Annotated in this window: 18 protein-coding genes and 3 pseudogenes; 10 read left to right on the forward strand and 11 right to left on the reverse strand. The window is 72.4% G+C overall.

What is annotated here, in order from left to right; translation table 11 throughout:
- The first annotated feature begins 31 nt into the window (after positions 1-31).
- Positions 32-955: an SDR family oxidoreductase gene (locus tag ACFWBY_RS21765; protein WP_385333688.1), complete on the forward strand. Its 924-nt coding sequence runs from the start codon at positions 32-34 to the stop codon at positions 953-955.
- A 40-nt stretch (positions 956-995) separates the two neighbouring features.
- Here ACFWBY_RS21765 and ACFWBY_RS21770 read toward each other — a convergent pair whose 3' ends face one another.
- The gene (locus tag ACFWBY_RS21770; protein WP_385333686.1) at positions 996-1,700 is read right to left on the reverse strand and encodes a DUF4386 domain-containing protein; all 705 of its coding nucleotides are present in this window, start codon (positions 1,698-1,700) and stop codon (positions 996-998) included.
- A 118-nt stretch (positions 1,701-1,818) separates the two neighbouring features.
- On the opposite strand from ACFWBY_RS21770, the gene ACFWBY_RS21775 reads away from it, so the two are divergent.
- Complete coding sequence (locus ACFWBY_RS21775; RefSeq protein WP_385333683.1) at positions 1,819-2,502, forward strand: TetR/AcrR family transcriptional regulator C-terminal domain-containing protein; 684 nt, start codon at positions 1,819-1,821, stop codon at positions 2,500-2,502.
- An 87-nt stretch (positions 2,503-2,589) separates the two neighbouring features.
- Here the strand turns inward: ACFWBY_RS21775 and ACFWBY_RS21780 are convergent, their stop codons facing one another.
- Together ACFWBY_RS21780 and ACFWBY_RS21785 are read right to left on the reverse strand one after the other, a co-directional pair.
- The gene (locus ACFWBY_RS21780) at positions 2,590-3,609 is read right to left on the reverse strand and encodes an enoyl-CoA hydratase/isomerase family protein (protein ID WP_385333680.1); all 1,020 of its coding nucleotides are present in this window, start codon (positions 3,607-3,609) and stop codon (positions 2,590-2,592) included.
- 96 nt (positions 3,610-3,705) lie between these two features.
- Complete coding sequence (locus tag ACFWBY_RS21785) at positions 3,706-4,455, reverse strand: helix-turn-helix domain-containing protein (RefSeq protein ID WP_385333677.1); 750 nt, start codon at positions 4,453-4,455, stop codon at positions 3,706-3,708.
- A 165-nt stretch (positions 4,456-4,620) separates the two neighbouring features.
- Here ACFWBY_RS21785 and ACFWBY_RS21790 point away from each other — a divergent pair, with 165 nt between their 5' ends.
- On the forward strand, positions 4,621-5,742 hold the full coding sequence (locus ACFWBY_RS21790; protein ID WP_385333793.1) for an MFS transporter: 1,122 nt from the start codon (positions 4,621-4,623) through the stop codon (positions 5,740-5,742).
- An 85-nt stretch (positions 5,743-5,827) separates the two neighbouring features.
- Here the strand turns inward: ACFWBY_RS21790 and ACFWBY_RS21795 are convergent, their stop codons facing one another.
- Together ACFWBY_RS21795 and ACFWBY_RS21800 are read right to left on the reverse strand one after the other, a co-directional pair.
- A complete protein-coding gene (locus ACFWBY_RS21795; RefSeq protein ID WP_385333673.1) occupies positions 5,828-6,769 on the reverse strand; it encodes an NAD-dependent epimerase/dehydratase family protein in 942 nt (313 codons plus the stop codon).
- A 37-nt stretch (positions 6,770-6,806) separates the two neighbouring features.
- Positions 6,807-7,643 (reverse strand): annotated as a pseudogene (locus ACFWBY_RS21800) (ABC transporter ATP-binding protein); the annotation flags it as partial.
- A gap of 4 nt (positions 7,644-7,647) precedes the next feature.
- Between ACFWBY_RS21800 and ACFWBY_RS21805 the strand changes: the two are divergent.
- Both ACFWBY_RS21805 and ACFWBY_RS21810 read left to right on the forward strand, forming a co-directional pair.
- Positions 7,648-7,998: pseudogene (locus ACFWBY_RS21805) on the forward strand (hypothetical protein); the annotation flags it as partial.
- 113 nt (positions 7,999-8,111) lie between these two features.
- Positions 8,112-8,397, forward strand: a pseudogene (locus tag ACFWBY_RS21810) (hypothetical protein); the annotation flags it as partial.
- A 459-nt stretch (positions 8,398-8,856) separates the two neighbouring features.
- Here the strand turns inward: ACFWBY_RS21810 and ACFWBY_RS21815 are convergent.
- Genes ACFWBY_RS21815 through dhaK form a run of 3 tightly spaced genes read right to left on the reverse strand, consistent with a single transcriptional unit; the run spans position 8,857 to position 11,008 of the window.
- Positions 8,857-9,285 (reverse strand): PTS-dependent dihydroxyacetone kinase phosphotransferase subunit DhaM, encoded by a 429-nt coding sequence (locus tag ACFWBY_RS21815; protein WP_385333670.1) that lies wholly within the window; start codon positions 9,283-9,285, stop codon positions 8,857-8,859.
- A complete protein-coding gene (gene dhaL / locus ACFWBY_RS21820) occupies positions 9,282-9,947 on the reverse strand; it encodes a dihydroxyacetone kinase subunit DhaL (RefSeq protein ID WP_385333667.1) in 666 nt (221 codons plus the stop codon). Before dhaL ends, ACFWBY_RS21815 begins: the two co-directional genes overlap by 4 nt.
- A 56-nt stretch (positions 9,948-10,003) precedes the next feature.
- The gene (gene dhaK, locus ACFWBY_RS21825) at positions 10,004-11,008 is read right to left on the reverse strand and encodes a dihydroxyacetone kinase subunit DhaK (protein ID WP_385333664.1); all 1,005 of its coding nucleotides are present in this window, start codon (positions 11,006-11,008) and stop codon (positions 10,004-10,006) included.
- Positions 11,009-11,243: 235 nt separating this feature from the next.
- Here dhaK and ACFWBY_RS21830 point away from each other — a divergent pair, with 235 nt between their 5' ends.
- From ACFWBY_RS21830 to ACFWBY_RS21840, 3 genes are all read left to right on the forward strand, one after another.
- Complete coding sequence (locus tag ACFWBY_RS21830) at positions 11,244-12,092, forward strand: MIP/aquaporin family protein (RefSeq protein WP_385333661.1); 849 nt, start codon at positions 11,244-11,246, stop codon at positions 12,090-12,092.
- 74 nt (positions 12,093-12,166) lie between these two features.
- Complete coding sequence (gene glpK / locus ACFWBY_RS21835) at positions 12,167-13,684, forward strand: glycerol kinase GlpK (protein WP_385333659.1); 1,518 nt, start codon at positions 12,167-12,169, stop codon at positions 13,682-13,684.
- A 104-nt stretch (positions 13,685-13,788) separates the two neighbouring features.
- Positions 13,789-15,501: a glycerol-3-phosphate dehydrogenase/oxidase gene (locus tag ACFWBY_RS21840; RefSeq protein WP_385333657.1), complete on the forward strand. Its 1,713-nt coding sequence runs from the start codon at positions 13,789-13,791 to the stop codon at positions 15,499-15,501.
- Here the strand turns inward: ACFWBY_RS21840 and ACFWBY_RS21845 are convergent.
- Positions 15,494-15,913 (reverse strand): cation transporter, encoded by a 420-nt coding sequence (locus tag ACFWBY_RS21845; protein ID WP_385333655.1) that lies wholly within the window; start codon positions 15,911-15,913, stop codon positions 15,494-15,496. The two genes, ACFWBY_RS21840 and ACFWBY_RS21845, sit on opposite strands and share 8 nt — an antisense overlap.
- 192 nt (positions 15,914-16,105) lie before the next feature.
- On the reverse strand, positions 16,106-16,363 hold the full coding sequence (locus ACFWBY_RS21850) for a DUF2933 domain-containing protein (protein WP_385333652.1): 258 nt from the start codon (positions 16,361-16,363) through the stop codon (positions 16,106-16,108).
- Between the two features lie 91 nt (positions 16,364-16,454).
- Between ACFWBY_RS21850 and ACFWBY_RS21855 the strand changes: the two genes are divergently transcribed.
- Entirely contained in the window at positions 16,455-16,847 is a 393-nt protein-coding gene (locus tag ACFWBY_RS21855) for an MFS transporter (protein ID WP_385333649.1), read from the forward strand.
- A gap of 209 nt (positions 16,848-17,056) precedes the next feature.
- Here the strand turns inward: ACFWBY_RS21855 and ACFWBY_RS21860 are convergent, their stop codons facing one another.
- Positions 17,057-18,364, reverse strand: a complete 1,308-nt coding sequence (locus ACFWBY_RS21860) for a protein kinase (RefSeq protein ID WP_385409687.1) — start codon at positions 18,362-18,364, stop codon at positions 17,057-17,059.
- Positions 18,365-18,472: 108 nt separating this feature from the next.
- Between ACFWBY_RS21860 and ACFWBY_RS21865 the strand changes: the two genes are divergently transcribed.
- Positions 18,473-19,090 carry a tyrosine-type recombinase/integrase gene (locus ACFWBY_RS21865; RefSeq protein WP_385333646.1) on the forward strand — a complete coding sequence of 206 codons (618 nt, stop codon included), beginning with the start codon at positions 18,473-18,475 and terminating at the stop codon, positions 19,088-19,090.
- The last annotated feature ends 18 nt before the right edge of the window (positions 19,091-19,108 follow it).

The following is a 19,108-nucleotide window of genomic DNA, read 5'->3' on the forward strand; positions in this document are numbered from 1 at the left end:
GGCCGCGCCCGGGCGACGTAGGCTCGTGGTCATGACTGAGGAACGGCGGACCCTCGAAGGCAGGGTGGCCCTGGTCGCCGGGGCGACCCGGGGCGCGGGGCGGGGCATCGCGATCGAGCTGGGGGCGCGGGGCGCCACGGTGTACGTGAGCGGGCGCAGTACGCAGGGCAGGCGCTCGGAGTACGACCGGCCGGAGACGATCGAGGAGACGGCCGAGCTGGTCTCGGCGGCGGGCGGGCGGGGTGTCGCGGTGGTCGCGGACCATCTGGTGCCCGAGCAGGTCCGGGGGCTGGTGGAGCGGATCGACGCAGAGCAGGGCCGCCTCGACGTGCTGGTGAACGACATCTGGGGCGGCGAAGTGCTCTTCGAGTGGGAGAGCACCGTCTGGGAGCACGATCTCGACAAGGGCCTGCGGCTGCTGCGGCTGGCGGTGGAGACCCACGCCGTCACCAGCCACTACGCGCTCCCGCTGCTGCTGCGGGAACCGGGCGGCCTGGTGGTGGAGATGACGGACGGCACGGCGGAGTACAACGCGAGCCGCTACCGCGTCTCGTTCTTCTACGACATCGCCAAATCGGCGGTGCTGCGCATGGCGTTCGCTCTCGGGCACGAGGTGGGACCGCGCGGCGCGACGGCCCTCGCGCTGACCCCCGGCTGGCTGCGCTCGGAGATGATGCTCGACAACTTCGGTGTCACCGAGGCGAATTGGCGCGACGCCTTGGAAAAGGTCCCCCACTTCGCCATCTCGGAGACCCCGTTCTACGTGGGCCGCGCGGTCGCGGCGCTGGCCGCCGACCCGCAGGTGTCCCGCTGGAACGGGCAGTCGCTCTCCAGCGGGCAGCTCGCCGGGGTCTACGGCTTCACGGACGTCGACGGCAGCCGGCCGGACGCCTGGCGCTACATGGTCGAGGTCCAGGACCCGGACCGCCCGGCGGACACGACCGGCTACCGCTAGCGCTGCGGGGCGGGCCGGGCCGGGCCGGGCCGGGTCTACCTCACCGGCGGACACCCGCCGGTGCGGCCGCCGCGCCGTCCGCCGGGGACACGGCGCCCGAGCCGGGCCCGAACCCCCTGACGATCAGCCACCCGGCCAGCCCCAGCTCCCAGGCGAACACCGGGAGCGCGGCGACCGACCCCGCCACGGAGAGCTGCGCGTAGGCCCCGAACATCACGGCGACGGCCGAGGCGCAGATCAGCGGCCCGCCGACCAGCCCGAGCACGGCGATGAAGCGCGGCACCAGCCGTGCGCGGAACGCCACGTACGCGAGCAGGACGGTGTTCAGGCCGAGGGCGATGTTGGGCCCGAGCAGGAACGTCCAGTCGTGCAGCGCCACCAGCGCGGCGTCGGCGCCGTCCGCCGGCCCCGCGTCACGCCGCAGGGTGACGAGCGCCAGGACGGAGACGATCCCCAGGGCGATGACGGCCGCCTCCAGCAGCCGCCCGAAGGCGTACCCGAGCGCGAGCCCCTCGCCGTGGCGCCGCAGGACGGGGAACAGTGCGGCCCCCGTACCGGCCACCGCCACCACCAGCACCACTTCGCAGAGCACCCCGAGCAGCGCCCGCGTATCGGCGCCCTGCGCGAGCCGGCCGTCCGCCGCGCCCAGCAGGGGGCGGTACAGGACCGCCCCGGCTATCGCGGCGACCTCGGTCAGCAGGAACAGCGACCCGGCGGCCACCGCGGTTCTCCGGTCGGGACTCATCTTCTCGGCACCCCTCGCTCGATGTGGTGTACGCCGTACACCTGGCGGTGATCATAGGTGTACGTCGTACACTCGTCAAGGAGAAGGAGCCGTCGAGGAGGGAAGGGGCCGAACCGGAATGACCCGGCAGGAAGCCACGCACACGCAACGGATCCCCCTGAACAGGGACCGCGTCCTGCGCGCCGCCGTCGCGCTCGCCGACGCCACCGGCATCGACGCGCTCAGCATGCGCAGGCTCGCGCAGGAGCTGGACGTCGTACCGATGGCCCTCTACAAGCACGTGGCCAACAAGGAGGAGTTGCTCGACGGCATGGCCGACGCCGTCGTCGGCGAGATCGACCCGCCGACCGCGGGCCCCGACTGGCAGCGCGTGGTCCGGGGGCGGATCCTCTCGGCCCGACGGGCCCTGCTGCGCCACCCCTGGGCGGCCCGGGTCATCGAGTCACGGACCGGCCCCACCCCGGCCGTGCTGGCGTACCTGGACTCGATGGCCGGAAGCTTCCGGGACGGCGGCCTCTCCGCCGACCTCACGCACCACGTCATGCACGCGATGGGCAGCCGCCTGCTCGGCTTCAGCCAGGAACTGTTCGACACCTCGGGGCCCGCCGGCCCGCCGGACCCCGGGCTGGCGGCGCGCTACCCGCACATCGCGGAACTGGCCGCGACGGCCGCACACGACGGGGGCTCCACGGTCGGTGGCGGCTGCGACGACCAGTTCGAGTTCGAATTCGCCCTGGACCTCCTCCTGGACGGCTTCGAAAGCCTCCGCCGCCAGGGCTGGACGTCCGCGCGGAAGGCGTAGCGGGCGGCCTGAACGCGGTTTTCGCCGCCGCGGCCCGGAGGTGCTCCCCGAAGGGCCCTCCGGCGCCCGCCTCCCGAGCGGGGCGAACTACCCGATCGGGGCGAAGAACCGGGCCACGTCCTCATCGGTGACCTCGCCGAGGGTCGCCGGGGACCAGCGCGGGCTGCGGTCCTTGTCCACGACCTGCGCCCGGACGCCCTCCACCAGGTCGGGCGAGGCCAGCGCGTGGCGGGAGACCCGCAACTCCTGTTCCAGCACCGGCTCCAGCGCACCGAGGACTGCGGCCCGGCGGAGGGACTCCAAGGTGACCTTGAGGGCCGTCGGGGACTTGCCGAGGATCGTCTCGGCGGCCTCCTTGGCCGCGGAGTCCCCGTACCCGAGCAGCCGGTCCACGATCTCCTCGACGGTGTCGGCCGCGTAGCAGTGGTCGATCCAGCCCCGCCACCCGGCGAGCCGACCCGGCTCGGGCACGGCGGCGTGGCGCGCCAGCACCTCGCCCGCGGGGGCGTCGGCGAGCTCGGCGGTCAGCGCGGGCAGCCGGCCGGCGGGTACGAAGTGGTCGGCGAGCCCGCACAGCAGCGCGTCGGCGGCCCCCACGGCGGAGCCGGTGAGGGCGAGGTGGACGCCGAGCCGGCCGGGAGCGCGGGCGAGGAGGTACGTCCCGCCGACGTCCGGGACGAAGCCGATGCCGGTCTCGGGCATGGCGACGCGGGAGCGTTCGGTGACGACGCGGACGCTCCCGTGCGCGGACACCCCGACCCCGCCGCCCATCACGATGCCGTCCATGAGGGCGACGTAGGGCTTGGGATAGCGGGCGATGTACGCGTTGAGCCGGTACTCGTCGCGCCAGAACCCGACGGAGGCCCCGGTCCCGGCCACGGCGTCGTCACGGATGGCCCGGATGTCCCCACCGGCACACAGCCCGCGCTCACCGGCCCCCCGGATCACCACCTGCTCGACCCGCGGATCCCCCTCCCAGCCGGCCAACGCCCCGTGGATCCGCAGCACCATGGCATGGGTGAGGGCATTGAGGGCCCTGGGCCGGTTGAGGGTGACCACCCCGGCCCGCCCGTCGAGGGAACACAGCACACTGTCGTCGTCGCTCATCACGCGCCAAGTATGGATCGGACACGGCCCGACCCCGGAGAGCGGGCGGACACCCCCCCGCCCCGATCCGGCCCGCCCCCGCCTTCAGACGCGGGCCTACTCCCTGGTGTGGGTGCCCGGGGTGTGGCCGAAGGCGCGGCGGAAGACGTCGATGAAGGCGCTCGCCGAGGACCAGCCGCAGCGGTGGGCCACCGTCGTCACCGGGGTGCCGACGGCCAGGAGGCGCAGGGCGTGGTGCAGGCGCAGCTGGGTGCGCCACTGGGGGAAGGTCATGGCCAGCTCGGCGCGGAACAGCCGGCTCAGCGTGCGCTCGCCCGCCCCGGCGCCCGCCGCCGCGGCGAGTTCCGCCAGGCCGCGCGGATCCGCCGGATCGGTGTGCAGCAGTCCGCAGACGGCGGCCAGGCGGGGATCGGCCGGGGCGGGGAGGTGTAGCGGCTGGAGCGGCGACGCCCGTAGCTGGTCGAGCAGTACGCCCAGCATGCGGCGGCGCTCCGCGCTGCCGTCCTCGGGGGCCCGGGTGTACGCGAGGATCAGCTCGCGCAGCAGCGGGCCGACGGCGAGCACGGCGGGGGCCGAGAGGGAGAGCGGGTTGAGGTGGGTCGGCAGGCCCACGCAGTGCAGGTCGACGCGGCCGAACGCGCGGTGCGCGTGCGCCGTTCCGGCCGGGATCCACAGAGCGCGGGTGGTCGGCGCGACCCAGGTGCCCGCGTCGGTGGTGACCGAGAGCACCCCGGACCCGGCGTAGCAGATCTGATGGTCGTCGTGGCGGTGCGCGTCGATGCCGCGGTGGGTGTCGAGCTCCCGGACGTTCGTCGCCGCGCGCGGGGTGTGGCGGATTTCCTGCATCACCCGGCAATTTATCGGAAGCGAGCCGCGCAGGGGGAGAGCGATGCTCGACCGGTGACCTCGACCACTCCCTTTCCCCCGTCCGTTCCGGCGTCTCGGGCGCACCGCCCGCCCGGCCCCCGGGCCCGGCGGCGCGCGGTCGCCTTCTCGGCCGGCCACGCGTGCGTGGACGTCTACCAGGGCGCCGTCGCCGCGCTCGTCCCCTTCCTCGTCTCCGAGCGCGCGTACGGGTACGCCGCCGCCTCCGGCATCGTGCTGGCCGCCTCCCTCCTCTCCTCCGTGGTGCAGCCGCTGTTCGGTGTGCTGACCGACCGGTGGCCGATGCCCTGGCTGATACCGCTGGCCACGGGCGCCGCCGGACTGGGCGTGGCCCTGGTCGGGCTCGACGCCGGCTACCCGGCCACGCTCGCGGCGGTGGCCCTGTCCGGGCTGGGCGTCGCCGCCTACCACCCGGCGGCCGCCCGGCTGGTCCGCACGTCGGGCGGACCGGGGCACGGCGCGATGAGCTGGTTCGCGCTCGGCGGCACCATCGGATTCGCCTGCGCGCCTCTGCTGGTCGTCGCCGCGCTGGCGCTGCCGGGGCCGGGGCCGGGGCCGGCGGGATGGTGGCTCCTGGCCCTCCCGGCCGCAGTCGGCGTGTTCCTCAACCGGCCTTCCCCCGCGAAGAGTTCGGAGGGGAGCCGCGCGACCGCCCCCACCGCCTCCGGTCAACCCGCCGACGACTGGCGCGCGTTCCTGCGCCTCTCCTTGGTGGTCGTCGTCCGCTCGGTGGTCTTCATCGGCCTGAGCACCTTCATCGCCCTGTACGTCCGCGAGCGCGGCGGGAGCGGGACCGCCGGGGCGGTGGCCCTGTTCGCCCTCTTCGCGGGGAGCGCCGGCGGCACCCTCCTGGGCGGCCGGCTGGCGGCCCGCTGGGGCCGGACCACCACCGTCCACCGCTCCTACGCGGCCGCGGTACCGGCCGTCGCCGGAATCCTCTTCCTCCCGCTGCCCCTGGTGTACCTGTGCTCCGCGCTGGCCGCCGCCGCGCTGTACGCCCCGTTCTCCCTCCAGGTCACCCTGGGCCAGGACTACCTGCCGACGCGCATGGGCACCGCGAGCGGGGTCACCCTGGGCCTGACCGTCAGCGTCGGCGGCCTCGCGAGCCCCCTCATCGGCGCCGCGGCCGACGCCGCCTCACTGCGCACCGCCCTGCTCCCGCTGGCCGTGCTCCCCCTGCTGGCCTGGGCGCTGGCCCGCCGCCTCCCGGAGCCGGCCGGGCCGGACGGCACCGCGGCGCGGCGGTGACGGCGAATCCCCGACGGGGGGTTTGCGACGGCCGTCCTCGACGCCACCGGACCGGCCGGGCCGGCGGGGCGACGGCGGGCGGACGTCACCCGGCGGTCGCCAGGCGCTCGCGCCACCAGTCCACGGTCGACGCGACCTGCTCGTCGACGGGGGTGGCCCGGACGGTGAACGCGGCCTCGTAGGCGCTCGAGTCGATGACGAACGGACGGTCGAACTGGTAGCGGACTTCCTTCAGTTCGCGCAGCAGAGGGGAGAAGAGCGCCGCCGCGCCCAGTACGGCCGAAGGGAGCCTGCGCACCACGGCCGGCCCCGTTCCGGACCGGGCGGCCAGGCGTTCGGCCATCTCCCGGACCGACTGCGCGGGTGCCGTCGGGACGTGCCAGGGCCGGCCCCAGGCCCGCTCCTCCCCCGCCACCTCGGCCAGGGCCCTGGCGACGTCGGGGAGGTAGGTCCAGCTGTGCGGGGCGTCCGGGTCCCCGAGCGTGGAGACGGGCTTGCCGCGCAGCAGCGGGGGTACGACGCGCGCGGCCAGGTGGCCGCCCTCGGTCACGCCGGGCCCGAAGAAGTCCGAGGCCCGCACTTCGACCGCCCTGATGCGGCCCTGCCGGTGCAGGTCGCGCGCCTGCTCCCACCCTGCGGCGCGCACCCGCCCCTTGGGCCCGGTCGCCGCGAGCGGCAGCCCCTCCGTCATGGGTCCGTCCACCGGGCCGTAGCCGTAGAGGTTCCCCAGCATGACCAGGACGGCCCCGGTCTCCTCGGCCGCGGCGCAGAGCGACGAGGTCAGCCGCGGCCACTCGTCCGCCCAGCGGTGGTAGGGCGGCGCGGCGCAGCCGTAGATCGCGTCCGCGCCCTTCACGGCTTCGACCAGCCGGTCGCGGTCGGTCGCGTCCACCGCGACGTGCTCGATTCCCGCTTCCGGGCTTCGGCCCGACGAGGTGACGACCCTTACGGAACGGCCCTGTTCGGCCAGCAGCCGAGCGGTGGCGGCCCCGGCGGCCCCGAATCCCACGACAACATGAATGCTCACCCCCGCAGACTAACCCGGGGCCCGTGCCGCGTCCGGGTCAGGAGCGGGCGGGGGTGCCGTCGAGAAAGCCGCCCGACTGGTGCTGCCACAACTTCGCGTATGCGCCTGCCGAGGTGAGCAGTTGCTGGTGCGTGCCCTGCTCGACGATCCGTCCGTGGTCGAGGACGACGAGCTGGTCCATGGTGGCGACGGTGCTGAGCCGGTGCGCCACCACGAGCGCGGTCCGGCCCTCCATGAGCCGCCACAGTGCTTCCTGGACGAGAATCTCGCTCTCGGAGTCCAGGGCGCTGGTCGCCTCGTCGAGCAGCAGGATCGGCGCGTCGCGCAGGATCGCCCTGGCGAGGGCGACCCGCTGGCGCTGTCCGCCCGACAGCTTGATGCCGCGCTCGCCCACCATGGTGTCGAAGCCGTCCGGGAGCGCGTCGGCGAACTCCGTGACGTGCGCGGCCTCGGCCGCGCGCCGGATCTCGGCGTCGGTGGCGTCCGGCCGGGCGAAGGCGATGTTGTCCCGCAGCGTGCGGTGGAACATCGCCGGGTCCTGCGGTACGTAGGCGATCAGGCTGCGCAGGTCTGCCTGTCGCAGTCTGCTGATGTCCTGCCCGCCGATCAGGATCCGGCCGGCGTCGATGTCCGTCATCCGCAGCAGCAGCCGGGTGAGTGTGGTCTTGCCCCCGCCGGACCGTCCGACGAGGCCGACCTTCGCCCCGCTGGGCACGGCCAGCTCCAGCCCTTCGAAGAGCGGCTCCGCGCCCCCGTGGGTGAAGGTCACCTGCTCGAAGTGGACGTCGGCGGCCCGGGAGCGCAGCGGCTCCGGTGACGGCGGGTCCAGCACGGTCGGCGGCTTCAGCAGCAGTTCGGTGAACTGTGCGGCTTCCCTCGAGAAGGTGGAGGCGCAGCGGACCCGGATCCGATATCACGGCCTCCTGGAAGACATGCACCGGACCGAGGCGAACATGCGCGAGTCGGGAGCCTCCGAGGAGGAGATCGCGAGGGAACTGGTCGACATGCGCAACCAAGCCAAGGAGATCACCCGCGCCGGCATGACCCCGGAGGAGGTCCGCATCCTGGAGGACCGGAACACGGCCAAGTACGGCAACCCTCTCGGGCCCACCGCGGACCAGCTCTACGCCAAGTACGACTCCTGGGAGAAGGTCACCGACGCGTCGGTGCGGACCAGCTACGCCGTCGACCGCGAACTCAGCCTCGAATACCACCCCTGCCCCGTGTGACAACCGGCCGTCCGAAGGTCATCCCCAGGCCATTGGACCGGCTGCCGAGCCGGCAGGAGACGACGACGAACGGCTCCGTCGGTGTCGGACGTGTTGTCGGGGTACCGCTGCGGATGCACTGGAGCGTGCCGCTGCTGGCGGTGCTGCTCGCGTACGGTCTCGGCCGCCAGGCCCTCCCCGCGTCGGCTCCGGGACGCTCGGATGCCGTGTACGCCTTCGCCAGTGTCGTAGGAGCCGCTGCCCATGGGCAGCCTGCTGCTCCACGAGACGGCACACGCCGCGACTCCCCGCAGGAAGAAGATCTCAGTACAGGACGTGACGCTGTGGGCGCTGGGCGGAATGACCCGGATGGGGCGCCCGCAGACCGCAGCGGCTGCCTTCGCGGTGGCGGTGAGCGGGCACTGCAGCCTCGCCGAACTCCTCCGGCTCCACCCCTGCCCCCTGCTCCCGCCCCGCTGCCACTACGTTGGGTAGCTTTTCCGGTCGCCCGGATCATCACTCCGGCCAGCGGAAATCCTCCATCAGAAGCAACCGCTGCTGGGGGGAATCTGGGGAGAATGGAGCTCCGTTGGGGGGCGGCTGGGGAGAATCGGCTGTACAAACGGGTAGCACGATGAAAGGGCCGGAAAGACGGATCGCCGCACGTCGGGGCGCCTCTCTCTTCGATTTCCGCAGGTCAGCAGCGTAAGGGTGACGACTTCAAGAAGATCTCCTCATTCTCCAGCGGCGAAGATCGAGCGAATGCCACACACAGGCCGCGTCGAGCCCAGGGCCTGTCGTCAAAGGTGCCGTCTGCCCTGCGGGCGACGACGGCACTTTGACGACAGGCCCTGGGCCGTCTCTCGCGGATCTTGCCGGTCAGGCCTTGCGGTACGTGTACGCCTCGCCGGCGGCCGAGGCGACCGCGTCGAGGGGGGCTCCCGCCGAGGCGGCGACGACCGCCGCCACCGCCCCCTCGACGAACGGCGCGTCCAACAGCCGCGCCCCGGTGGGCAGCTCGTCGTCCTCCAGGAGGGCCTTGACGGTCAGGACGGCGCTGCCGAGGTCCACCAGCAGGGCGATCCCGGCGCCGCGGTCCACATCCCGCGCGGCGGCGACGATCCGTTCGGCGCTCGTGCCCAGACCGCCGTCGGCCGTACCGCCCGCGGCGGCCACCCGGACCACCGGACCGCCCGCCGCCAGCCCCCGCGCGAGGTCCGCCACCGCTTCGGCAACCGCGGCGCTGTGCGAGACGAGGACGACACCGACGACCGGCCCGGACCCCGCACCGGCCCCCGCCCCCGTCACGACGCGCCGCCCGCGCCCGCGGTGTCCCCGCCCGCGGCGCCCGCCGCGCCCGTACCCGCGCCGTCCGCGTCCGCGGTGTCCGCCAGTGCCTCCAGCAGCAGCGCCGAAGAGGTGGCGCCGGGGTCCTGGTGCCCGATGCTCCGCTCCCCCAGGTAGCTCGCCCTGCCCTTGCGCGCCACCAGGGGGATCGTCGCCCGCGCGCCCTCCTCGGCCGCGTCCGCGGCCGCCCGGTAGGAGGTGGCGAGGGCCTCGATCGCCGGCGTCCAGGCGTCCAGCATGGTCTTGTCGCCCGGCGCCGCCCCGCCCAGGCGCGCCACCGCTTCCACCCCGGCCCGCAGGGCATCGCGCAGATCCTCGTCGCCGACCTCGCCCGCGTCCCCGAGCTCCTTGCCCGTGCGCCGCAACAGCGTCCCGTACAGCGGTCCCGAGGCGCCGCCGACGGTCGAGATCAGGGTCCGGCCCGCGAGCTGGAGCACGGCTCCGGGCGTGTCGGGGGGCTCGGCGTCCAGGGCGGACCGGACCGCGGTGAACCCACGCAACAGGTTGCTGCCGTGGTCGGCGTCCCCGATCGGGGAGTCGAGTTCGGTCAGCCGGTCCGCCTCGCGCTCGACGGAGGCCGCGGTGGCCACCATCCAGCGCCGGAAGAAGTCTGCGTCACGCATCGAATTCCTCGCCTCGCCTCGGTCCAGCCCGGTCACCGCCGCTCCGCCGCGGGCGGTCAGCACCCCCAGCGCAGCGCGGGCGTCCGCACGGGCGCGTCCCACAGCCGCAGCAGGTCCTCGTCGGCGCGGCACAGGGTCACCGAGCACCCCGCCATGTCCAGCGAGGTGACGTAGTTCCCGACGAGCGTGCGCTCCACGGGCACGCCCCGGGCCGCCAGGACCCGCGCGACCTCGGCGTGGAACCCGTACAGCTCCAACAGCGGTGTCGCCCCCATGCCGTTGACCAGGGCCAGTACCGGCCCGTCGGCCGGAGCCACCTGCGCCAGGTCCTCCAGTACGGCGCCCACCGCGAAGTCGGCGATCTCCCTGGACGTCATCATCGGGCGCCGCTCGCGGCCCGGTTCGCCGTGGATCCCGACGCCGAGCTCCAGTTCGCCGTCCGGCAGGTCGAAGGTCGGGCTGCCCTTCGCGGGGGTGGAGCAGGCGCTCAGGGCCACGCCGAAGCTGCGCGAGGACTCGTTGACCCGCCGGGCCAACGCGGCGACCCGCTCCAGCGGCGCACCCCCCTCGGCGGCCGCTCCGGCGATCTTCTCGACGAAGAGCGTGGCGCCGGTGCCGCGGCGGCCCGCCGTGTACAGGCTGTCGGTCACCGCGACGTCGTCGTCGACCAGCACCTTCTCGATCCGGATCCCGTCCTCCTCGGCGAGTTCGGCGGCCATGTCGAAGTTGAGGACGTCGCCGGTGTAGTTCTTGACGACGAACAGCACCCCTTGGCCCGCGTTCACCGCGCCGGCCGCCCGGACCATCTGGTCGGGCACCGGCGAGGTGAACACCTCTCCGGGGCAGGCGGCCGACAGCATCCCGTACCCGACGAAACCGCCGTGGAGGGGTTCGTGTCCGGAGCCGCCGCCGGACACCAGGCCGACCCGGCCGCCCTCGCGGGCGTCGCGTCGTACGACGACCCGCCCGTCCACGTCCACGTCGAGTTCCGAGTGGGCGGCGGCCATCCCCCGCAGGGCATCGGCGACCACCGTCTCCGCACTGTTGATCAGCATGTTCATCAGGTACCTCCCGGGTGGCCGGTGGCGGTCGGCGGGCGGGGGTGACCGCACGCCTCACCCAAGTGTGCCGCCGCACCACGCGTGTCTGCGAGGGTGCCACGCCGGTCTGCAGGTCAGACCGGTCCCGCGTGCGTGGGCGCCACCCGCGAGGGAAAATATTGCGTATTGCACCGCTTTGTGGGGAATGTGGCGCGATACGACGGCCGGCCCTCGGGCCGACGGGAAGGGGGCCCCCATGGCCAACCGACTCAAGAATTCAGGGCTCATCGGCGAGCTCTCGGCCGAATTCGCCGGCACCATGATCCTCATCCTCTTCGGATGCGGCGTGGTGGCCCAAGTGGTGGCCGGCGGAGCACTCACCGATCCGGCGGGCGGCCTCGGCAACCACGACAGCATCGCCTGGGCCTGGGGCCTCGGCGTCACCCTGGGCGTCTACGTCGCGGCGCGACTGAGCGGCGCCCACCTGAATCCGGCGGTCACCGTCGCCCTGGCGACCTTCAAGGGCTTCCCGTGGCGCAAGGTGGCCCCGTACGCGGTGGCCCAGACGGCCGGCGCCTTCGTGGCGGCCCTGATCGTCCGGTGGAACTACACCGAGGCGCTGGCGAAGGCCGACCCCGGCCACACCATCAAGACGCAGGGCGTCTTCTCCACGCTGCCGGCCAACGGCAACACGAACCTGCCGGTCACCGAGTGGGGAGCGCTGCGCGACCAGGTCATCGGCACGGCGATCCTGCTGCTGCTGATCCTCGCGGTCACCGACCTGCTCAACACACCCCCCGGCGCCAATCTGGCCCCCTTCATCGTCGGTCTGATCGTGGTCGCGATCGGCATGGCCTGGGGCACCAACGCCGGCTACGCGATCAACCCGGCCCGTGACTTCGGCCCCCGACTGGCCAGCTTCCTGACCGGCTACGGCGGAGCCTGGCGCGATCAGTACGGGCACTTCTACTTCTGGGTCCCGATCATCGGCCCGCTGATCGGCGGCGTGCTCGGAGCGGGTCTGTACAAGTTCTTCATCGGCCGGTTCCTGCCGACCGCCGAGCCGGAGCTCCCCGGCCGGATCCCGGCCCCGGACGAGTCGTGAGCGTGTCACCGTGACCGCTCCGGAGATCCGTGACCGCGACAGAGACGTGACCGGCGCAAGAGAGGAGGCCTCCCATGGCTGACTTCGTCGGAGCAGTGGACCAGGGGACCACGAGCACCCGGTTCATGGTGTTCGACCACGCGGGCAACGAGGTCGCGAGGCACCAGCTGGAACATTCCCAGATCCTCCCCCGTGCGGGGTGGGTGGAGCACGACCCGGTCGAGATCTGGGAACGCACCAACTCGGTGATCCAGAACGCCCTGCGGCACGGGAACCTCTCGGCTTCCGACCTGACGGCCATCGGCGTCACCAACCAGCGGGAGACGACCGTCGTCTGGGACCCCCGCACCGGCCGCCCGTACTACAACGCCATCGTCTGGCAGGACACCCGAACCGACTCCATCGCGGCGGCGCTGGAGCGTTCGGGCCAGGGCGACGTCATACGCCGCAAGGCCGGCCTGCCGCCGGCCACCTACTTCTCCGGCGGCAAGATCCAGTGGATCCTGGAGAACGTCGACGGCGTCCGCGAGGCGGCCGAGCAGGGCCACGCCCTCTTCGGCAACACCGACTGCTGGGTGCTGTGGAACCTCACCGGCGGCCCCGACGGCGGCATCCACGCCACCGACGTGACGAACGCCAGCCGCACCATGCTGATGGACCTGGAGACCCTCGACTGGGACGACGAGCTGCTGGGCTTCTTCAACGTCCCGAGGTCGATGCTGCCGACCATCAATCCGTCCTCCCATCCCGAGGCGTACGGTCGGACCCGCACCTCCCGACCGCTGCGGGAGGCCATCCCCATCACCGGCGTCCTCGGCGACCAGCAGGCGGCCACGGTGGGGCAGGTCTGCTACGCGCCCGGCGAGGCCAAGAACACCTACGGCACCGGCAACTTCCTCGTCCTCAACACCGGCACCGAACTGGTCCGCTCTGAACACGGTCTCCTGACCACCGTGGCCTACCAGTTCGGCGACGAACCGGCCGTCTACGCCCTCGAAGGATCGATCGCCGTCACCGGTTCCGCGATCCAGTGGCTCCGCGACCAACTGAAGATCATCAAGGACGCCGCGGAGAGCGAACGCCTGGCCCGCACCGTCGAGGACAGCGGCGGCATCTACTTCGTCCCCGCTTTCTCCGGCCTGTTCGCCCCCTACTGGCGATCCGACGCGCGCGGCGCCATCGTCGGCCTCGCCCGCTACCACGACGACGGCCACCTGGCCCGAGCCGCCCTGGAGGCCATCTGCTACCAGAGCCGCGACGTGGTCGAGGCCATGGAACAGGACTCCGGCGTCCACCTCGACGTGCTCAAGGTCGACGGCGGCGTGACCGCCAACGACCTGTGCATGCAGATCCAGGCCGATGTACTCGGCGTACCCGTCAGCCGGCCGGTCGTCGCCGAGACGACCGCGCTCGGCGCCGCCTACGCCGCGGGTCTGGCCACCGGGTTCTGGCGGGACACCGACGAACTGCGCACCCACTGGCAGGAGTCCAAGCGCTGGCAACCCCAGTGGTCCGAGGAACAGCGTGCCGAGGGCTACGAGGGCTGGAAGAAGGCGGTGGAGCGGACGCTCGACTGGGCCAAGGTCGAATAGGTCTCGGGCCTCGGGTCGAACAGGGGGCACGCCCCGGAGTGCAGGGGCGCCGTGGCACAGGGCGTAGGGGCGCAGTCGTGGGGAGGAGAGGAAAGGAGAAGACTATGGTCGATCCTGCGGCCCTCTCACCCGAGGCGCGCACCAAGGCCCTGGCCGACATGGCGGAGGGCGAACTCGACGTCCTCGTGGTCGGGGGCGGCGTCGTCGGCGCCGGAGCCGCCCTGGACGCGGCCACCCGGGGCCTGCGGGTCGGGCTCGTCGAAGCCCGCGACTGGGCCTCGGGCACGTCCAGCCGATCCAGCAAGCTCATCCACGGCGGCCTGCGCTACCTGGAGATGCTCGACTTCCGCCTGGTGGCCGAAGCCCTCAAGGAGCGCGGCCTCCTGTTGCAGACTCTCGCCCCGCACCTGGTACGCCCGGTCCCGTTCCTCTATCCCCTGCAACACCGGCTCTGGGAACGCCCGTACGTCGGCGCCGGCGTGCTCATGTACGACGCCATGGCGGTGGCCTCGGGCCACTCCAGCGGGCTGCCGCACCACCGCCACCTGCTCAAGCGCCGGGCCCTGCACGAAGCCCCCGCGCTGCGCTCCGACGCCCTGGTCGGCGCCGTCCAGTACTGGGACGCCCAGGTGGACGACGCCCGGCACACCATGTTCCTCACCCGAACGGCGGTGGCCTACGGGGCGCTGGCCGCCAACCGCGCCCGTGTCAGCCGCTTCCTGCGGCAGGGCGAGCGGGTGGTGGGGGCGGTCGTCACCGATCTGGAGACCGGCGACGAGAGGCCGGTACGGGCCCGGCAGGTCATCAACGCGACCGGCGTGTGGACCGACGACACCCAGGCCTTGGCCGGCACGCGCGGCCAGTTCCACGTGCGCGCGTCCAAGGGCGTCCACCTGCTCGTCCCCCGCGACCGGATCAACTCCCGTACCGGGCTGATCCTGCGCACCGAGAAGAGCGTGCTCTTCGTGATCCCCTGGGGACGGCACTGGATCATCGGGACCACCGACACCGACTGGACACTCGACAAGGCACATCCCGCCCTCAGCTCTCAGGACGTCACCTACCTCCTGGACCACGTCAACAGCGTCCTCACCACACCGCTGGCCCCCGAGGACGTCGAAGGAGTCTACGCCGGCCTGCGGCCCCTGCTGTCCGGCGAGGCCGCGGAGACCAGCAAACTCTCCCGGGAGCACCTGGTCGCCCACCCGGTCCCCGGGCTGGTCGTCGTGGCCGGCGGCAAGTACACGACGTACCGGGTGATGGCCAAGGACGCGGTCGACGAGGCGGTGCGCGGTCTGGACGAGAAGGTGCCCGACTGCACCACCCAACGCGTACCGCTGCTCGGCGCCGACGGCTACCCGGCCCTGTGGAACTCCCGGCAACGCCTGGCCCGGGCCTGCGGACTGCACGTCGCCCGCATCGAGCACCTCCTGAACCGCTACGGCTCCCTGGTCCACGAACTGCTCGCCATGGTCGCGGCGGACCCCTCGCTCGGGGAGCCGCTGCCCAGTTCCGACGACTACCTGCGCGTCGAGGCCGTGTACGCGGTGACCCACGAGGGCGCCCGCCACCTGGAGGACGTCCTCGCCCGGCGCACCCGGATCTCCATCGAGTCCTGGGACCGCGGGGTGGACGCGGCGCAGACCGTCGCCGAACTGATGGCACCCCACCTCGGCTGGGACCGGGCACACCGGGACCGCGAGGTGGACCACTACACGAAGCGGGTGGCGGCCGAACGCGAGGCCCAGCAACAACCGGACGACCGCACCGCCGACGCGGTCCGCCTCGGCGCCCCCGACATCCTCCCGGTCAACTAGTAGTGCTTTGTTGGCTGGTCTTGTCACGGTGGGTGTTTGGTTCGCTGGTTGTATGAGGGCTGGGGAACTTGCCGTGCGCGGGCGAGACGGCTTCGGCTGTCGCGGGACCGGGCGGGTCCGGCTCGTCCATCGGGTCGCAGATGTGGGCCGGCACCGACTGGCCCGCGCAGTGGTAGCCGCACTCGGTCACCCATCCGCGCAGCTCGGCCAGCGAGGTCCGCCGCGGGTCGAAGACGACCGTGGCCGACTGCGCCACCGGGTTGACCTCGACGTCCAGCACACCCGGCCGACGGCCCAGCACGGCGACGACGGTGTTCTGCTGGGTGGCGCGGACCATGCCTCGCACGTCCAGTACTGCCGTGCTGCGCTCCTTGCCCACATCGCTCGGCTCGACGTCCCGCGGGTGGCGCATGCCCGTTCATCTCCCCGGCGCATCGGTGGCCCCACTCGGCGAGAGCGCTTCCCTTCGCCTACCAGCAGCCTGTGGCCATCACGGCGGCCCTGCAACGGCAGAGCGGCCTCCCGGAGCGCTCGGCGACATCCGTGACAGTGATGTCGGTCTGGACGTGCCGAGCACGCCCGGCCCGCTGCAGGGCGGGGGCGGTCACTTCCGTCCGGGCCGGGTATGGCGGTCATGCGTGCGGTCCACGTCTTGCATGTCGTGGTCACCGCTGTTGTCGCGCATGCCTCGCATCATGAAGAACATCATCAGCGGGCAGGCGGCGATAATCACGAGCCAAGCCAGGGCCGCCAGCGGTATTCCCAGTGCGAGGGCTCCGACCAGGACGATCGCCGCGGCGACGGCGTAGAGGCCGCAATTGCGGTTGGCGTTCACAGCGTCGCAGTTCCAGGCGTTTTCCACTGCTCAGTGCCTTGCCCCTGAGGGCGAAAGCGTCGTACAGGGCCGACTTGCGTGCGGCGTCTCCTACCCGGCCGTCTGGGGCGCCGGCCAGATGCTGACGGGCTGGTGGTCCGACCACATCGGCCGCAAACACCTCATCACCGCAGGCATGCTGCTCCAAGCCGCCGCCATCGCCCTCGTCGCCGCCGGCACCACCTTCGGCGTCTGGGCCACCGCCCAGATCCTCCTCGGCATCGGCACCGCCCTGGTCTACCCCACCCTGCTGGCCGTCATCGGCGACGTCGCCCACCCCGCCTGGCGCGCCCGCGCCGTCGGCGTCTACCGGCTGTGGCGAGACGGCGGGTTCGCCGTCGGCGCCCTCCTCGCCGGCGTCCTCGCCGACGCCTACGGCCTGACCACCGCCATCTACGCCATCGCCGCCCTCACCGCCGCCTCCGGCCTCTTCGTCGCGGTGCGCATGTACGAAACACACCCCCGCACCTGACCACCACACCGTCAAGGTTTCCCAGTCACGCGAGGCGACAGGGCACCTGTCGGCATCGCCGCACGGCCGCTTCTCGCCCGTACCGGGGTACTGGTTCGCCCCAGCCTACGAGTGTGCTCTGCCTGCGTCGCCGGAGTGTCCCCCAGCCCACTGTCCGGGTGTGGGCCTGGTTGGGCTGTGTGATGGTTGGGACGGGTGCGGAGGTGGCCCTAGTTTTCCCGGCCCTTCTTGCCATGCTGCTTCTTCCGGTCCTTGCCGCTGCCTCCGTCCTCGCTCTCCTCGCGTTCATCATCCGGCTCGTCGGACGACGCCGAAGGCCCGGGCGAAGCCAGGGAGGGCGACGGGCGCGGCGGGCTGATCACCGAGCCGGACGGATCCGCTTGCGGAGTCTTGTCCGAGCCCTCGGGCGAGAGCCAGACCATCCCCATCAGGGATGCGGCGACCAAAACAACAATCCCGGCGATCAGCCGTGTTGCTCGCGGCATGGAGCGGACCCGCGCGGTGATCCTGCGGGACCGTCCGGGCGCTGCCCGGTGCCAGCCGGCAAACGGCGGCGCTGTCAGGCCAGGCATGTGAGCGGTTTCGGCCGCGGTCGGCGCTGTGGACGCCTTCCCGTACGCGGTCGGCGGTGCCGTCGAGGGACCGGGAGCGGTGCGGCCCCGCCACGATTCCGTAGCGAACCATTCAGCCACGTGCTGTGCCGTCGGACGGTCCTCCGGCTGCTTCGCGAGAAGCCGCAGCAGGTACGCCTCGAACGCGACCGGCAGATCCGTGCCCAGCTGCCGTGGCGGCACCGGCTGTGCGTCGACGTGCTGGTAGAGCACGCCGGTCATGGTGTCGGACTGGAACGGCGGATGTCCCGCGAGCAGTTGATACAGCACGCAGCCGAGCGAGTATACGTCGGACGCGGGACCCGCCGGCCGGCCTAGGGCCCGCTCAGGGGCCAGATAGAGACCGGTTCCCAGGATCTGGCCGGTGGAGGTAAGAGCCGCGGAGGGATCGTCGACGAACTTCGCGATGCCGAAGTCGGCGATCTTGACCGTCCCGGCGGCATCCGTCAGGAGATTGCCGGGCTTTATGTCACGGTGCACGATGCCCTGCCCGTGGGCTGCCGCCAGTCCCGCAGCAGCCTGTGCGGCGATGCGGGCCACGCGCTCAGCCGACAGCCGGCCGCCCAACTCCAGTTCCCGGGCCAGGCTGACGCCCTCGACCAGTTCCATCACGAGGTAAAAACGGTCGTCCCAGGACCCGAAGTCGAAGACTCCCACCACATAGGGATGATTCAGACGCGCGGCAGTCTGCGCTTCGAGGCGGAAGCGGCCGTCCGCCGACGGATCGGCGGCTCCCCCCAGCAGCAGCTTCACGGCAACCGGCCTGCCCAGCACTTGGTCAGAGGCCCGATAGACCTCTCCCATGCCACCGCTCCCGATAGAGGCGTCCAACCGGTACCGCTCTGCCACCAGCACGTGCACACAACCCCGATTCTCGCGAGCTCCCCAGGCGAACGCGGCCCGCACTCGACAGCATCAGCTCCTGCTCGGGACTCCGCGACGGCCTCAGCCTACCGACACCAAGAGGCAGCGCAGAAAGCACCGTTCACCCAAAGGTCGACCTCCCTCCTGACGATGTCCGCCCTACTCATACCCGGCCCCGCCCCGCCGACGATGGACTCGACGTACACCAGAGCCATCGACACCGCCCGCGAGGCAGCAGCCTCCTCCCGAACCCTCCGCGACCTGAGCGACCCGTTCACCGGACTCGTCTTCTGCAGACCCGACGGCCGGCCACTGCGACCCCACACCGCCCTCGACCGGCTCCGACAACTGTCCCAAGAAGCCGGCGTACCCCGGGTGACCGTTCACGACCTGCGGCACCTGGCCGCCACGATCACCATCACCGCCGGCGTCCCGCTCACCGTCGTCTCCAAGACCCTGCGGCACTCCACCCTGTCGACCACCGCGAACATCTACAGCCACCTCACCCAACAAGCCGCCCGCGAAGCCGTCGACACCATCGACCACACCCTCACCCGGGCCCAGAAGCGAAACGACCGACGGGCCTGGCTGGAACGGCTGCGACCACCGCGCGACCACCTCCAGCACCTCCGCGAAGCCCTCCACCGGCTCCGCTCCCCCGCCCCGACCGGCTTCCACCCCACCGCCAACCAACCCCAAAGCGGGCGTGCGACCACACTGCGACCACCAGCATTCCGGGCACGGAAAAGGCCGCCCTCTCACGGATGAGAGAACGGCCTCCGACCT

The sequence above is a fragment of the Streptomyces sp. NPDC060049 genome (genome assembly GCF_042736715.1).
Taxonomy (GTDB): Bacteria; Actinomycetota; Actinomycetes; order Streptomycetales; family Streptomycetaceae; genus Streptomyces.